The 14,399-nt window shown below is 45.2% G+C and carries 17 protein-coding genes; 9 read left to right on the forward strand and 8 right to left on the reverse strand.

Annotated features, from left to right (window positions below):
- Window positions 1–57: 57 nt before the first annotated feature.
- The gene (locus GO493_RS12705; RefSeq protein ID WP_157306554.1) at window positions 58–1,995 is read right to left on the reverse strand and encodes a heparinase II/III domain-containing protein; all 1,938 of its coding nucleotides are present in this window, start codon (window positions 1,993–1,995) and stop codon (window positions 58–60) included.
- Window positions 1,996–2,516: 521 nt separating this feature from the next.
- Here GO493_RS12705 and GO493_RS12710 point away from each other — a divergent pair.
- On the forward strand, window positions 2,517–4,148 hold the full coding sequence (locus GO493_RS12710) for a carboxylesterase/lipase family protein (RefSeq protein WP_157306555.1): 1,632 nt from the start codon (window positions 2,517–2,519) through the stop codon (window positions 4,146–4,148).
- Window positions 4,145–4,741: a phosphatase PAP2 family protein gene (locus GO493_RS12715; protein ID WP_157306556.1), complete on the forward strand. Its 597-nt coding sequence runs from the start codon at window positions 4,145–4,147 to the stop codon at window positions 4,739–4,741. The genes GO493_RS12710 and GO493_RS12715 overlap by 4 nt, the downstream gene beginning before the upstream one ends.
- A gap of 1 nt (window position 4,742) precedes the next feature.
- Here the strand turns inward: GO493_RS12715 and GO493_RS12720 are convergent, their stop codons facing one another.
- The 3 genes from GO493_RS12720 to GO493_RS12730 form a co-directional block, all read right to left on the reverse strand.
- Window positions 4,743–5,042 carry a cupredoxin domain-containing protein gene (locus tag GO493_RS12720; protein ID WP_157306557.1) on the reverse strand — a complete coding sequence of 100 codons (300 nt, stop codon included), beginning with the start codon at window positions 5,040–5,042 and terminating at the stop codon, window positions 4,743–4,745.
- Between the two features lie 4 nt (window positions 5,043–5,046).
- Window positions 5,047–5,589, reverse strand: a complete 543-nt coding sequence (locus GO493_RS12725; protein ID WP_157306558.1) for an anthrone oxygenase family protein — start codon at window positions 5,587–5,589, stop codon at window positions 5,047–5,049.
- Window positions 5,590–5,655: 66 nt separating this feature from the next.
- On the reverse strand, window positions 5,656–6,471 hold the full coding sequence (locus GO493_RS12730) for a helix-turn-helix domain-containing protein (RefSeq protein WP_157306559.1): 816 nt from the start codon (window positions 6,469–6,471) through the stop codon (window positions 5,656–5,658).
- Between the two features lie 178 nt (window positions 6,472–6,649).
- Between GO493_RS12730 and GO493_RS12735 the strand changes: the two genes are divergently transcribed.
- Genes GO493_RS12735 through GO493_RS12745 form a run of 3 tightly spaced genes read left to right on the forward strand, consistent with a single transcriptional unit; the run spans window position 6,650 to window position 7,732 of the window.
- Window positions 6,650–6,868 carry a hypothetical protein gene (locus GO493_RS12735; RefSeq protein WP_157306560.1) on the forward strand — a complete coding sequence of 73 codons (219 nt, stop codon included), beginning with the start codon at window positions 6,650–6,652 and terminating at the stop codon, window positions 6,866–6,868.
- A 35-nt stretch (window positions 6,869–6,903) separates the two neighbouring features.
- Complete coding sequence (locus tag GO493_RS12740; RefSeq protein ID WP_157306561.1) at window positions 6,904–7,284, forward strand: DoxX family protein; 381 nt, start codon at window positions 6,904–6,906, stop codon at window positions 7,282–7,284.
- Window positions 7,285–7,324: 40 nt separating this feature from the next.
- A complete protein-coding gene (locus GO493_RS12745; protein WP_157306562.1) occupies window positions 7,325–7,732 on the forward strand; it encodes a VOC family protein in 408 nt (135 codons plus the stop codon).
- 77 nt (window positions 7,733–7,809) lie between these two features.
- Here the strand turns inward: GO493_RS12745 and GO493_RS12750 are convergent, their stop codons facing one another.
- On the reverse strand, window positions 7,810–8,175 hold the full coding sequence (locus GO493_RS12750) for a group III truncated hemoglobin (RefSeq protein WP_157306563.1): 366 nt from the start codon (window positions 8,173–8,175) through the stop codon (window positions 7,810–7,812).
- Between the two features lie 77 nt (window positions 8,176–8,252).
- Here GO493_RS12750 and GO493_RS12755 point away from each other — a divergent pair, with 77 nt between their 5' ends.
- Window positions 8,253–8,687 (forward strand): RrF2 family transcriptional regulator, encoded by a 435-nt coding sequence (locus tag GO493_RS12755; RefSeq protein WP_157306564.1) that lies wholly within the window; start codon window positions 8,253–8,255, stop codon window positions 8,685–8,687.
- A 72-nt stretch (window positions 8,688–8,759) separates the two neighbouring features.
- Window positions 8,760–11,000, forward strand: coding sequence for a nitric-oxide reductase large subunit (locus GO493_RS12760; protein WP_157306565.1), 2,241 nt, complete (start codon window positions 8,760–8,762; stop codon window positions 10,998–11,000).
- Window positions 11,001–11,043: 43 nt separating this feature from the next.
- Here GO493_RS12760 and GO493_RS12765 read toward each other — a convergent pair whose 3' ends face one another.
- Window positions 11,044–11,490 (reverse strand): GNAT family N-acetyltransferase, encoded by a 447-nt coding sequence (locus tag GO493_RS12765; protein ID WP_157306566.1) that lies wholly within the window; start codon window positions 11,488–11,490, stop codon window positions 11,044–11,046.
- Window positions 11,491–11,561: 71 nt separating this feature from the next.
- Between GO493_RS12765 and GO493_RS12770 the strand changes: the two genes are divergently transcribed.
- Window positions 11,562–12,005, forward strand: a complete 444-nt coding sequence (locus GO493_RS12770; RefSeq protein ID WP_157306567.1) for a DUF1572 family protein — start codon at window positions 11,562–11,564, stop codon at window positions 12,003–12,005.
- A gap of 98 nt (window positions 12,006–12,103) precedes the next feature.
- On the forward strand, window positions 12,104–12,781 hold the full coding sequence (locus GO493_RS12775) for a dioxygenase family protein (RefSeq protein ID WP_157306568.1): 678 nt from the start codon (window positions 12,104–12,106) through the stop codon (window positions 12,779–12,781).
- A 747-nt stretch (window positions 12,782–13,528) separates the two neighbouring features.
- Here the strand turns inward: GO493_RS12775 and GO493_RS12780 are convergent.
- Together GO493_RS12780 and GO493_RS12785 are read right to left on the reverse strand one after the other, a co-directional pair.
- Window positions 13,529–13,864, reverse strand: a complete 336-nt coding sequence (locus GO493_RS12780; RefSeq protein ID WP_157306569.1) for a hypothetical protein — start codon at window positions 13,862–13,864, stop codon at window positions 13,529–13,531.
- Window positions 13,865–14,105: 241 nt separating this feature from the next.
- On the reverse strand, window positions 14,106–14,381 hold the full coding sequence (locus GO493_RS12785; protein ID WP_157306570.1) for a hypothetical protein: 276 nt from the start codon (window positions 14,379–14,381) through the stop codon (window positions 14,106–14,108).
- Between the last annotated feature and the right edge of the window lie 18 nt (window positions 14,382–14,399).

Raw genomic sequence — 14,399 nt, forward strand, 5'->3', positions numbered from 1 at the left:
TGTTGAGAGCGAGATTTTTTTGCGCTGCGCGCGGGTGAATATTTTTGAATACCAGGTTTATATCTGCCGGATCCTGTAGCTGAAAGTTCCTTTTGTAACAGGGCTCTTTACAGTCAACAGCAGCCTTGTTATTTGTTGCCGGGACCAGTTCTCTGTCAGCCGTTTTTCATCCGGGGCGCTGCAGTCCATCAATTCCTTCGTCACATTCCATGTCTCCGGATCATATTCCAGTATTACTTTTCTCTTATCTGCCGTCTCAAACAGGATACGCCCTGGTTGCCGTATATCCGTTGTACATACTGTCATGAATGTCTGGGTAAGGCGGGAAGACCCTTGCAGGGTAAAGTTATCTGTCACCAGTACTTCATCGTGATCCCGCTGTAAAGTTACGTTGCGGTCCCATTCTGTAACACCAGCCTCTGGCGGATATGCGGCCGCAATATCCATTGTGAGCTGCGTGCTGTCTTTTGCCTGCTGGTAACGAACGTTCCTGGCGGCATACTGCCTGCCGGCCAGTTGCTGGTAGCCGTTGATAACCGGCAGGTTATGGTAGGCTGAGCTGTTATACCATAGCTGATACCTGTCTTTCGAGAATGTTTTTGCGGTATAGGTACCCAGGCCAACGTCTATGATTACGGGCTGCCCGCCGGCATAGACCATAAAATCGCCTACATCATTGTGATTATGGCTTTCGGCGTTATGTCCGCCGTGAGCAGCTACAAACAAACCTTCCGTTCTTGCCGCCATCAGCTGGATGCTTTCCAGCCACATTTCCGGCAGCATAGGCGGCTGTCCGTTACTACGGCTGCAGGCATCCCAGGCTTTGACATTGAAAAGCATCCGGGGTTTGGCGAAGTCAGTGTTGACGGGCGAACTTACGGGGTACCTGTGAAATGCCCAGGCCCCGAAAGACGTCATGACACTATCTCCCAATGCTGTGCCCATGCGGTAAAGCAGTAAGCCGTCGGTACTGATAACCGGGGAGGCGTCTGCTACGTTTACATAGTAATTACCGGCGATATGCATTTTGTAGATATAAGACGCCATGTTCCCGAAGATCGGTTCCCTATAGATATTGATCTTCCCGGCGGTGGCGCTTTCCAGTACTGTAAGTGCATCAAAGAGGCGCCCGGTAGCGCCGGACCAGTAAACGGGGCCTTCGTCTATGGCGCCATCGTCCGGGATGAAATTGATATAATGGTCCAGCAGGTGCATGCTATGTTCCAGCTCTTTTGCCCTCCTTTCCCCGTTCTTTTCCAGTAATAACAGGCTGGTCATCCAGTTGCTGATCACCCAGGGATTCCAGTTATTCAGTGGTTGTCTGGGGGTACCTTTTTTGAGGTAGTAGTAGCGGTCGCTGTCCTTTTCCAGGGGGGTGAGCATGCGTTTGTCCACCTCGTAGTATATCCGGCGGCGCAGCAGTCTGGAGATACTGTCCAGTCTTGCCCCCAGCAGGTAATCTGTCAATGCCAGTACGGTAGCTGTTTCGCTGACGAACAGATCGACCGTGGGGTCTTCCACGTCTACCAGGTCTATTCCTGCTTTCTGGAAGTAGAGGTGCCCGGGGGCGCCCCAGTAGCTTTCTTCACAGATGGACCAGATGCCATCCATAACGGGTTGCAGGAAACGTCCTTTCTGTTCAATGGATTCTGCCAATGCCAGTACAAACAGCTGATCACGTTTGCGGAAGGAGCTTTGTTCGTAATGGGAGCGGTCGCCGTTCTGCTGATATTCCAGCATTACTGAGGCCGGAATGGCGACGAATGGGATGCGGGCGTAGGTTTCTGCCTGTTGTACTATTCTCCGGCGCACATTTTCCGGCAATGCTTCCTGCCATTCTTTCCCGGTATTGGGAAAGGGATGCCATTTGCCGGCAGGCAATAATGCTTCACTGATCTGTTGCCGGGTGAACTTGTCTAAGAGGTTCCGGGGTGACTGTGCTACCGAACAGCCTGAAATAACTGTCAGCAGCAGGAAAGGTAATATGCGCTTCATTGAGTGATTGTACTGGCGTCAAATATATAAGGAAAAACAAACAAATTTCATATTTGCTTCCGGTATGCCGGGGATGGTCCAGGCATATACCCGGACTATACCTATATCGCCAGGCAACTGGTAAAATACCAGCCAGGTGGAAGCACAGAAAAAGAAGGCCGGTAAACCAATTACAGGATTAAAAGCAACAATTGTAAACTTCAAACAGGATTATCTAACAGAAGTGTAACCTATATCAGGACTATACCGTGGTGCAGAAGTGGTACCGCAATGCATACACTAAACATGCTTTAAACATGCTTTAAACATGCTTTAAACATGCTTTAAACATGCTTAAGACATGCTTAAGACATGCTTAAGACATGCTTAAGACATGCTTTAAAGGAGGATTAAAGGTGGACCTGATCAGTTTTAAATATACTTTAAACAGGGTTTTAGATCGCTACATTCTGAAGCAACCAAAATATTAATTTAGTACCTTTCCTTACGCCGTTATGGCCTCACCACCTATCATTACGTTTATGAAATCATTGATCACGTTAATCTTACTAGGGCAGTTAACCTGGGCAGCCGCCTTCTCTCAATCTGCCGATCCGCTTGTTGTGAAAACAGTCAACGGATCTCTGAAGGGCACTAAATCTCCCGTTACCGGTGTTAAAAGTTTCAAGGGTATTCCTTATGCCAAACCTCCTGTAGGGGATCTCCGCTGGAAAGCCCCTCAGCCGGTGGAGAACTGGACGGGTATAAAGGCTGCAGATCGTTTTGGTCCGCGGGCTATGCAGAAACCGATTTTCGGGGATATGAACTTCCGTTCTGACGGCATGGGGGAAGACTGCCTTTACCTGAATGTGTGGGTACCGGCCAGGCCATCAAAAGAAAAGCTTCCTGTACTGGTGTACTTCTATGGCGGCGGTATGGTAGCCGGCGATGGCTCGGAACCCCGTTATGATGGCGAAAGCATGGCACAGAGGGGGATCATCGCCCTGACAGTGAATTACAGATTAGGAGTATTTGGTTTGCTGGCGCACCCTGAGCTGAACCAGGAATCTCCCAATCATTCTTCCGGTAATTACAGTCTGCTGGACCAGCATGCGGCGCTGGTATGGGTGAAAGAGAATATTGCTGCTTTTGGCGGAGATCCTGATAAAGTGACCATTGCCGGAGAATCTGCCGGTTCTATTTCGGTATCTGCGCAAATGGCCTCTCCTTTAAGCAAGGGGCTGATCAGTGGTGCTATAGGAGAAAGCGGCGCGGCTATCAATCCAACTATGACGCCTGTATCAAAAGAAACGGCGGAAAGGAACGGGGTGTTGTTCGCGGAGAAGCTTAATGCTAAAACTATTGCGGAGCTGCGCGCCATACCTGCAGCAGAGCTGCTGGATAAGGCATACCAGAAGGATATGCCACCGCTGGCAATGAATATTGATGGTTATTTCCTGCCTAAAAGCCTGACGGAGATCAATAATGCAGGAGAACAGGCGCATGTACCCCTGCTGGCAGGATGGAACTCTGCCGAAATACCTTACAATGCCTTGTTATGGGGAGATGAGCCTACGCCGGAAAATTATGCCAAGAAGGTAAAACAGCTGTACCCGGAGAAGGCCGCTGAAGTGCTGAAGCTCTATCCCGGCAATACCAGGGAGGAAGTGATAGCATCTGCCACGGCTTTGGCAAGTGACCGTTTTATTGTTTACAGCACCTGGAAATGGGCTGATATGCATACCAAGACCAGCGGACAGCCTGTATACCGTTATGTGTATTCGCACCCACGCCCGCCGATGACGCCCAAAATGGGTAATGCACAGGCGGGGCTGGCCGGAGGAGTGATCAAAAATGCAGGCCCTTCTCCTAAACCACAGGTTTTTCAGGGCGCTCCGCATGCAGCGGAGATAGAATATGCCATGGGTAATCTAGCCTCTAATGAAGTATATGCATGGACGAAAGAAGACTATAAAGTTTCTGCAACAATGCAATCTTATTTCGCGAACTTTATCAAAACAGGCAATCCTAACGGTAAAGGGTTACCTTACTGGGAAGCTGACAAACCTGGTGCTGCGTCTAAGCTAATGGATATTGACGTACAGCCGGTACAGAGAGTGCAGAAGGATACTGACCGTTATCTCTTCCTGGATAAAGAGTATTTAAAACAATGATCAGAATAAGAACTTTCATTATAACGTGGCTGGTTACAACAGCCACGTTATATCATACTTCTTCTGCACAGTCTGCCATACAACGTTTTGACAGCCGTACGCTGGAATATCTTGCAGATCACAGGACGGAGGGGCAAACCAAACTATGGCTGTTCCTGTCCAACACCAATGACTATGTGAATGTAGCCATACCTGCGGGCTTGCTTACGGCAGGGCTGATCAACAATGATACGGAGATGAAGAAGAATGCGCTGTATGTTGCCAGTAGTACGGCTACTACTTTTCTTCTGAATTCCCTGATCAAAAAGCTGACAAAACGGCCCCGTCCTTTTGTATATAACATACATTTCAACGCGGTGTATGAGCCTAAATCATCGTCTTTCCCCTCTGGTCATACTTCTTCTGCATTCAGCACTGCTACTGCTCTTTCCAGGGCTTATTCCAAATGGTATGTGATTGCTCCTGCATATTTATGGGCTGGTAGTGTTGGGTATTCCCGCATGTACCTGGGTGTACATAATCCGTCGGATGTGGCAGCAGGCGCTATACTGGGTGCAGGAGTACCTTTTGCGCTGGATTTTTTGAGGCCCTGATCTATTTTACAATTACTGTTCCCTTCATACCCATTGATCTGTGTGGCTGGCAATAATACGGGAATGTACCAGCCTTTTTAAATACATACCGGAAGGTCTCTCCTTTCTTCATAAGGCTGCTGGCCAGTACACCATCATCAGAGATAACGTTATGCGGCATATTGCTGCCATTTATCCAAACTACGGTATCTCCTATGGAGATCTCTATTTTTTTGGGGCTGAACCTCATGCCTTCCATCTTCACTGTTTTCATGCCATTTCCCGGGCCTGTTAAGGCCAATAATGCTATTACCAGGTACATAGACTCAGATTTTTGAAGATGAAGGAAATAAACAGGCCAGGATCGTGAATACGGAGGTCAGCACGGCCGCTATGGTACGGATAAGGTGCCATCTGTTCCAGGGTTCTTCAAACTGCAGGCGCTGACGTGTCAGATCTTCAACGGAGGCTGCCTGGATATTGAACGCATCCAGTGCTTCATTCAATGGTACGTTCTTTAACATGGTAATGCCAAATACGCCCCAGATATAGGTGATGGCAGCTGCAGCCAGCAGGAGGAACCTGGGGGAAACGGGAGAGGTATACTCCAGGTATGCGGTGAAGGGCAGCAGAAGCACCAGTCCGACAAAAGGTATCAGGAAAAAGGGATTCAGGATAGCCCTGTTTATGGACTGCATGGCTGCCAGGTAAGAGGTATCTGCCAGACGTGCCAGTCCGGGGTTTACGGAGCAGGAATAGGCAAAGAACAGTCCCGCCATAAGAGCGGTGGCTGTGGTGGTGATGGTCAGCGTGATATTTGAAAGTGAGAGGTCTATTCCGCCGACAGTGCTGGTAAGCAGTGTTTTCATGTATATTTTTTTATACAAAGTTGCAGCGCAGCAAATGGGAAAAATAGAACAAAACCGTCAGAGGGTTTAAGAGGTTAAGCGGGACAGGTTTTCCACTACTTCCCTGGATTGTTGCCGGTACCGGAAAGGGGAAAGACCTGCAAATTCTTTAAATGAGCGGATAAAATGGGATTGATCAGCATAATCGTTTTCAAAAGCGATGTCTGACAGCTTGTTATACTGGTTGTTCCGGAGTTGCCGCAGGGAGGCCTGGAAACGGCAGATCCTTGCAAATAGTTTAGGGGTGATACCTATATGCTGTCTGAACTTGCGTTCAAAGCTTCTTTCAGACAACTGCAGTTTATCCTGCAGGTCTTTCAGCGCAATGCTGCCGCCGGACCGGAGGATGCTGGACATGGCATAGTGCATGGCGCCATCCTGCTGTTGTTCATTCTTCCTGATCTGTACTAAGAGGAAGGAAGAGAGGATATTTACTTTCTCTGTCGTTGATGTGGCAGCGGCTACTATTTCTGTCAGGTAGAGTCCCTGCTTTTCTGCCATGGCATTCAGGTCTGCACAGGAGTCTGTCAATTCCTCTGCATTGATACCAAAAACGGATTTGAGTGCGTGAGGGAAAAAGAATACGCCTATTGTGCTGAAAGTTCCTTTCAGGCAAAGTTCTGCATAGCGGGTGCTTTGTCCGTAGAGAAAGGTATTTGACAGCAGTTTCCCGTTCTGATAAAAGCATCCTTTTTCCGGTTGCTGGAATACGAGTCCGGGGCTGCCATCTGCCATTGTCCTGAAGGTGGACGATGTATCAGACGGCCCTTCGCTTTCCAGTGTCCAGAAGTACCGGATATAGTGCTTTAGCGGCGCGGGTGGCGGTATCTGTTCAAATTTCATACGGTATAAAAATACGAAATCCCTGTGGGACTATTCTTATCGAGCAGAACTTCACATCAGCTTGTCGCATCTTACCCCTCATTATGTCGTTTTCACGGCCCCCGCAACTAAAAGGTTTCTGATAAATTTGCATTCATAAGGTTGTAATAAACACCCTGAACCTGCAACAACTGTGTATATGGTAGAAGTTTTTAAAACAAATGTAAACAGCCCGGAACATGCGCACATGCTCCTGGATCACATACACAATACCTACGTTGATTACAGCGCTAATTTTGACCTGGAAGATTGTGACAGGATCCTGAGAGTAAAAAGTAATGAGGGGCCTGTACAACCCTTTCACCTGATCAACCTGCTGAGTCGTTTCGGATTCAACAGCGAGGTATTGCCGGACTGACACCTGAACTCTATTTACTGATAAAATCACCTTTAATGAAACCTAAGACTATCAAGGTCCTTCACTGGACCGTTACCGGACTATTTTCTGTATTTATGCTGATGGCAGGCATTGTGGAATTTATACAATCTGAAGAAGGCAAAGAGATCATGCGGCATCTGGGTTATCCGCTGCATATACTGATAGTGCTGGGCGCAGGTAAGATCCTGGGTGCTATTGCACTGCTTCAAACGAAGTTTAAAACTATCAAGGAATGGGCATATGCAGGTTTTACTTTCAACTTCATTGGCGCTTGTGTAGCGAGGGCTGATGCCGGTGATAGTACAGCGCTGATCATTTCGCCATTGCTTTTCCTGGCAGGGCTGCTTCTCTCCTATTTCTACTGGAAAAAATATGCTGCGCTTAAGTCTAAGTGATGCAGCTCCATCATCTTTAATTCATTTAAAATAATACACAATGGTAAAAGAGATTTTTGTAAACCTATCTGTAAAAGACCTGAAAGTGGCGCAGGACTTTTTCTCTAAACTGGGCTTCGGCTTTAATCCTGATTTCACTGATGAGCGGGCGGCATGCCTGGTACTGGGAGAAAATATCTATGCCATGTTGCTGGTAGAAGAATTCTTTAAAGGGTTCTCAAAAAAAGATATTCCAGACACATTAAAAACTGCGGAGGTGATCAATGCCCTGGCTGTAGAAAGCAGGGAGAAAGTGGATCAGATAGCAGAAGCTGCGCTGGCTGCCGGAGGTAAGTTCTCCAGTGATCCGGCGGACCATGGCTGGATGTATTCCCGTAGTTTCCAGGACCCTGACGGTCATATCTGGGAGGTATTGTATACAGATATGGCAGCTTTCCCGAAAGGGTAAATAACTGTGTAACAAAAAAGGTTTCGCCTGCGCGAAACCTTTTTTTACGGTAAAGAGTGGCGAAAACAATGTTCCGTTTATTTTGTTACCCCTATTACCGTTTGCATAACTCTTGCGATGTTAGCTGCCCTTTTCTTTGCAGCGTCTGCTGCTTCTCCGCTGAACAGCTCATCTATTGTTTCCTGGAAAAGTTCTATCCATTTGCCGAAATGTGCACTATCTACCGGTAATACCTTGTGTTTACTCATCGGATCATTCCTGTACCTTCCGGAGTATAACAACAGTGTGCTCCAGAAATCGCACATGGTTTGCAGGTGGCTATCCCAGTTATCTTTTATCACTTCGTTGAAAATAACAGACAGGCGGTCATCTGCTCTCACTTTATCGTAGAAAGTATGTACCAGCTGTTTAATATCCTCTTCTGTCCGGATGTCCTCTCTCATAAAATAACATTTTAACGATGCAAAGATAATTAAAATACTTTTTTGTCTTTTATTATTTCTCCCCTTATCTTTGCGGCATGTTCTCCAAGACTTGCGAATATGCTATACGTGCTGTGATCTACATTGCTCAGCAAACAAAAGATGGCAGTAAGGTAGGGATCAAAGATATTGCCAGGGGGATAGATTCTCCTGAGCATTTCATTGCCAAGATACTGCAGGACCTGAGCAGAAAGGGGCTGATACAGTCGCTCAAGGGCCCTACGGGCGGATTTTTCCTTGATGAAAGCGACAGGAAAACGTCTCTGGCGGAAATAGTAAAAGCGGTAGATGGAGATGAGATCTTTTCCGGTTGTGCATTGGGCCTGAAACAATGCTCAGATAAAGAACCCTGTCCTATGCATCACGAATTTGTGAAGATCAGGAAAAATATTTCTGATGTGCTGACTAAAGCCAGGCTGGGAGATCTTGAGGAAAAGCTTGATAAAAAACTCACCTTTCTTAAAAGAACTTAATTTTTTTTAACGGGACATACAGCGCCCGTTTTCTTCTGCAATAATAAAAGACAAAAAAGTATTCTATTAGCCATGACTACAAAAAAACTATGGCGATGGCTGGGGATTGTCATGCTCAGCTCATTTGCCGCGCTTATTTTCTTTGGAACTGATATCTATAGAAAGGCACCTCCTATACCGGGAAGGGTGGTAAGCAGCTCCGGAGAGACGCTGTTTACAGGGCAGGAAATAAAAGACGGGCAGAATGTGTGGCAGTCTATAGGCGGACAAACAACGGGCAGCATATGGGGCCATGGGGCCTACATAGCACCGGACTGGACGGCGGATTACCTGCACAGGGAAGCAGAGCTGATGCTTAGCAAGCTGGCAGAGAAAGATGGTAAGAATTATAAGTCTTTACCCGCGGAACAGCAGCTGATCTACAAAGAGCGGATGAAGCAGGAGCTCAGGAAGAACACCTATGATGCTGCATCTGATGTGATCACTTATTCAGACAGCCGGGCAGCTGTTTTCCGCGATCTGTCTTCTTACTATACGAAGCTGTTCATGACAGACACTTCATTCAGCCGCCTGCGGGGGCAGTATGCTATTCCTGAAGGTGCTATCAAAGATCCTGCAAGGATGCAGAAAATGGCTGCCTTCTTTGCATGGGCTACGTGGGTATGTATTACAGAAAGACCGGGTAGTAACATTACCTTTACCAACAACTGGCCGGGAGATGAACTGGTAGGTAACATCCCGTCAGCATCCCTTCATATCTGGTCAGGCTTCAGCGTGCTGCTGCTGCTGGCAGGTGTGGCGCTACTGGTGCTTTACCATGCACGTAATAAAGATGATGAACATATTCCACTGCCTGCTGCTGATCCGTTAAGGAATATGAAAGCCACTCCTTCCATGAAGGCAGTGCTGAAATATATCTGGGTAGTAAGCGCGCTGATACTGGTGCAGATGGTGGCAGGTATTATCACAGCGCACTATGGCGTGGAAGGACAGGCCTTTTATGGCATACCGCTGGACAAGTTCCTTCCTCAATCTATTTCCCGCAGCTGGCATGTGCAGCTGGCTATTTTCTGGATAGCTACATCCTGGCTGGCTACAGGGCTTTATATGGCTCCTGCTATTTCCGGCTATGAGCCTCCTTACCAGAAACTGGGTGTGAACATCCTCTTCGTTGCGCTTATCATTGTTGTGGGCGGTTCTCTTACCGGACAATGGCTGGGTGTGATGCAGAAACTGGGACTGATAGATAACTTCCTCTGGGGGCACCAGGGATATGAATATATTGAGCTGGGCAGGATCTGGCAGATATTGCTGCTGGCCGGCCTTATCATCTGGCTGGTACTGATGATGCGGGCCCTGCTGCCGGCATTGAAAAAGAAGGATGAAAGCCGGCACCTGCTGACGCTCTTTGTGATAGCTTCTGTGGCTATAGCTGTATTCTATGCCGCCGGGCTGATGTACGGCAGGCAAACACACCTGGCGATTGCAGAATACTGGCGCTGGTGGGTAGTGCATCTGTGGGTGGAAGGCTTCTTTGAAGTGTTTGCTACTGTCGTATCTGCCTTTCTTTTCTGTCGTCTGGGGCTGCTGCGTATTCAGTCTGCTACCACGGGTGTGCTCTTTTCTACCATCGTGTTCCTGGCGGGCGGTATCCTGGGTACTTTCCACCATCTTTATTTCAGTGCTACCCCTGTGGCCGTACTGGCACTGGGCGCCACTTTCAGTGCGCTGGAAATAGTGCCCCTGGTACTTATTGGCTATGAAGCATATCATAACTACACATTGAGCAAATCTACCGAGTGGATAAAAGCATATAAGTGGCCTATCTACTGCTTTATTGCTATCTGTTTCTGGAATTTCCTGGGAGCGGGGATCTTTGGCTTTGCCATCAACCCTCCTATTGCACTGTACTACTTACAGGGGCTGAACACTACAGCCGTACACGGACATACCGCCCTCTTCGGCGTGTATGGCATACTGGGTATAGGGCTGATGTTGTTTGTACTGCGGGGATTATACCCTGATCATCACTGGAATAATAAACTGATAGGCTGGTCATTCTGGTGTACCAATATAGGCCTGCTGGTAATGGTAAGCATCAGTATACTACCTATTGGTATTATGCAGACCGTTGCTTCTATCCAGCATGGTTACTGGTATGCGAGGTCAGCAGATTTCATGCAGACGGAAACCATGCAGCTTCTACGCTGGCTGCGTGTACCGGGCGATATACTGCTTGCAACAGGGGAGATCTTACTTGTCATCTTTGTTGTTGGGCTGAAAACAGGCTGGTCATTGAAAGACAAGCGTTGAATAATGTAAAGCAAAACTGCCGGATCTTCATCCGGCAGTTCTTTTATACTTCAGGCAATAAATATTCAAATACCTTCTGCTGTTTCTGTTCGTGGAAACCATTCTTCAGGTAGAATGCGTGTGCACCTTCCCTTATCACGTTGCTTCTTACCCTCAGCTTCTGTATATTCCTTTCGGCTACCCATTTGATAGCTTTCTCTACCAGCAGTTTTCCTATTCCTTTCCCCTGTACCGTTTTTGACACTACCAGCCCTCCTATTTCACAGAATGGCCCGGATTCCAGGCGGATGCTGTAAAGTACATGGATCCAGCCTACGACCAGCTCTCCCGCCACAGCTACATAGGCAACGTCGTAGTTGCTTTTGTCTATGGCTGTAAGATTGGAAATAGTGTCTTTCACCGTTGTTGGATAACCAAGCTCTTCAGACAGCACTGCTATCTGTGCTGCGTCTTTTACTGAGGCATGTCTTATATAAACTGGCCCGCTCATCAATGCTGATTTTTATGTAGGAGCCAAAGATATAGAAGTTCTTTACTAAATTGAGAACAGAATAAAATTTTATGCAGACTGTCCTTAAACAACTCTTCCAGAGAGATCTTTTAAAGTTAAAAACTGAGATAAGCGCTTATCAGCATGAACAGAATATCTGGATCATTGACGGGAATATTGCTAACTCTGCCGGCAACCTCTGCCTGCACCTGGTAGGTAACCTGAATACTTTTATAGGGGCTGAACTCGGCCATTCCGGTTATATCAGGAACAGGGAAGAGGAATTTTCGAAGAAAGATGTTCCCAGAAGTGAGTTATTACAGATGATAGATGGTGCTATCAGTATTATTGAGAAAACACTTGATGCCTTGCCGGCACATAAGCTGGAAGAAGAATATCCTAAAGTAGTGTTTGAGAGTAAAATGTCAACGGCCTATTTCCTGACGCACTTAGCTATGCACCTGGCTTATCACCTGGGGCAGATCAATTATCACAGAAGGTTATTGGATAAATAAGCAATATAGCTGGCAGCAAATCTTATTTATTGAACTTGTTCAATGTTTTTATGCGTTGGATGGTTGCATCTTTGAGTCATCTGCATAAAAAACAAGATATGGATAGAAAGCATTTTTTGAAGAAAGGTCTTTTCGGATTAGGTTCTATTATAGCATTGCCCAGCGTTATTTCTTCCTGTTCAAAAGATGATAATGTGGATAGCAGTAACAATCCTGGTAGTGATTGTACTGTTTCGCCCACGGAAACCAAAGGGCCGTTTCCTATACAAACTCCGGCACAGTATGTAAGAGCAAGTATTATTGGAGACAGAACAGGTATTCCTCTTTTAATGACCCTGACCATACAGGATAAAAGCAATGGTTGTACTCCGCTTGCAAATGTACTTGTAGACGTCTGGCAATGTGATAAGGATGGATTGTACTCTCAATATACCACTCAAACCAATGCTAATTATTTGAGAGGAAGGCAAGCTACAGATACAAATGGGCAGGTATCCTTCATCAGCATATTTCCAGGCTGGTATCCGGGCAGAGCACCACATATTCATGTTGAAATATTAACTTCTGGAGGAACCTCACTCCTGGTTACTCAAATTGCCTTTCCTGTTTCCACTTATATGTCGGTTTATGGAACAGATGGTTATAATGGAACACCTGATACATCAAACACACAAGACAGTATTTTTTCTAATAGTCTGAATGGAAATATGGCTGATTCAATTACAGGGAATAATACGGATGGTTATACGTTATTTAAGACAATTACTGTAGCATAATTAAAAAACACTTCTTTCCATTAATCATTCACAACATTGTATGCAAAAATATCCTTTCGAATCTATTTTTCAGTCATGAAAAGCTGTCTGAACTTGTTTTTATAATTAATGTTGACGCCAATAAAACCAGCCCTGATGGAAAGGCAGAAGAACCAAACGTTGGTACAATTATCAATTACAGTAGGCATTTCATCGTTAAGCCTTTCATTATTTCCAATTTCCCTTTTTCGCCCAAATGTTTAATTTGCTTCACATCAAGTTGGCAGGCCCATAGTAATGGGGTTTCATGTAGGGTTACTCCATTTACCTGGTTAATATAGGTTCCTTCCCGGAATTCCATTATGAATGTATAAAGTCCCACTTCAGCTTTAATTATTTAATGATTTAGCTTTCTTATCTTCCGGCTGAGATTCACATCCAGATCAACCTAAAGAATAGCCTGTGCAAAAGACAGTTATTAGAGCATCTTAATGCGTTGAATTACTAATAAGAACAGCGATAAACAATAAATCTTTCAAAATTAGTCGCCCTCACATATCTGTTCAAAAGAATCGTAAAACGACAATTACTTCTATTAGGTCTGATAGCCGTATTCACGATTAATCAAATTTATTTACAGGAGATACCAAAATTGCATCAATAAGATTATTATCGTCTACCCATACTTGAAAACGTTATACTATGCAATTAATAACAAAAACCGGTCTTACAACTATGAGACATCTCATATTAAGTACCGCATATCGTCTATATTCTTAAAAAAAACACTAACAAAAGTGAGATCCGGTAGGCGATTGTGGTCTCTCTACCCCATCTATTTTTACTAAAAAGAAGATATATTCCAAACAGAAAATAAGAAACGAGTAAAGCAATCCATGACTTTACTTCTACCACCAAAGCTGTATAAGCTAGTTTTTCGCGACCAGAAGATTCATTATTAACAACTGCGCTAATTGCTTCTTTCATCAGAGGTAATAACAGGATACCCTCCAATGCATATACAAAAACTGCGAGAATTGTTACGACGAATGTAACTACACCCACTACCTTCAATTCTACCCCACGCTTGTTATCATTCTTCATAATACACCACTTTTGTTATCTTGTATTACTTTTATTTTATACTGGTGAAACTTTCTTACTAAAGCTTTATCCAAAGCTAATACAATCTTATTACTTGATGTAAATCCACAGATCCTCCATTTCATTTAAGCAAGATGTAGAGAAAATTATATAAGCACTTTGGATTCAAAGTTACGAAAAGAGCTTAACTCTGTGTCCTGGCAAATGTAGCAGTTCCACTTTACTGTTTTAATTTTAAAAATTAGTCGAGACTTGTCTTAACCACATTAACCGCGACAAAACCCATCTTAATTGACATACAGAAAAACCATATATTTTTACGGTCTCGTATTTTTATAGGTTCTTTGCTTTTAATTTTTTCTTTTATTTCGGCTTTCCCTTTTTCACTCAAATATTTAATCTCCTTTATCTCTAAATGTTCAGTCCATAATAGAACAGCCTCCTGCAATTTTCCAGCATTAAATTGACTTATATAGGTTCCCCCTCTGAATTCCATAAGAAATGTATACAATTCCATTAGGCTAAAATTATTTTT

This window comes from Chitinophaga tropicalis, assembly GCF_009758205.1.
In the GTDB taxonomy this organism is placed as follows: Bacteria; Bacteroidota; Bacteroidia; order Chitinophagales; family Chitinophagaceae; genus Chitinophaga; species Chitinophaga tropicalis.

Coding starts and splice junctions, on each gene's coding strand:
- GO493_RS12770 (WP_157306567.1), top strand. CDS start 11,562: ATGCAGACTGTCCTTAAACAACTCTTCCAGAGAGATCTTTTAAAGTTA.
- GO493_RS12710 (WP_157306555.1), top strand. CDS start 2,517: ATGAAATCATTGATCACGTTAATCTTACTAGGGCAGTTAACCTGGGCA.
- GO493_RS12750 (WP_157306563.1), bottom strand. CDS start 8,175: ATGAGAGAGGACATCCGGACAGAAGAGGATATTAAACAGCTGGTACAT.
- GO493_RS12775 (WP_157306568.1), top strand. CDS start 12,104: ATGGATAGAAAGCATTTTTTGAAGAAAGGTCTTTTCGGATTAGGTTCT.
- GO493_RS12720 (WP_157306557.1), bottom strand. CDS start 5,042: ATGTACCTGGTAATAGCATTATTGGCCTTAACAGGCCCGGGAAATGGC.
- GO493_RS12740 (WP_157306561.1), top strand. CDS start 6,904: ATGAAACCTAAGACTATCAAGGTCCTTCACTGGACCGTTACCGGACTA.
- GO493_RS12785 (WP_157306570.1), bottom strand. CDS start 14,381: ATGGAATTGTATACATTTCTTATGGAATTCAGAGGGGGAACCTATATA.
- GO493_RS12745 (WP_157306562.1), top strand. CDS start 7,325: ATGGTAAAAGAGATTTTTGTAAACCTATCTGTAAAAGACCTGAAAGTG.
- GO493_RS12755 (WP_157306564.1), top strand. CDS start 8,253: ATGTTCTCCAAGACTTGCGAATATGCTATACGTGCTGTGATCTACATT.
- GO493_RS12765 (WP_157306566.1), bottom strand. CDS start 11,490: ATGAGCGGGCCAGTTTATATAAGACATGCCTCAGTAAAAGACGCAGCA.
- GO493_RS12715 (WP_157306556.1), top strand. CDS start 4,145: ATGATCAGAATAAGAACTTTCATTATAACGTGGCTGGTTACAACAGCC.
- GO493_RS12780 (WP_157306569.1), bottom strand. CDS start 13,864: ATGAAGAATGATAACAAGCGTGGGGTAGAATTGAAGGTAGTGGGTGTA.
- GO493_RS12760 (WP_157306565.1), top strand. CDS start 8,760: ATGACTACAAAAAAACTATGGCGATGGCTGGGGATTGTCATGCTCAGC.
- GO493_RS12725 (WP_157306558.1), bottom strand. CDS start 5,589: ATGAAAACACTGCTTACCAGCACTGTCGGCGGAATAGACCTCTCACTT.
- GO493_RS12730 (WP_157306559.1), bottom strand. CDS start 6,471: ATGAAATTTGAACAGATACCGCCACCCGCGCCGCTAAAGCACTATATC.
- GO493_RS12735 (WP_157306560.1), top strand. CDS start 6,650: ATGGTAGAAGTTTTTAAAACAAATGTAAACAGCCCGGAACATGCGCAC.
- GO493_RS12705 (WP_157306554.1), bottom strand. CDS start 1,995: ATGAAGCGCATATTACCTTTCCTGCTGCTGACAGTTATTTCAGGCTGT.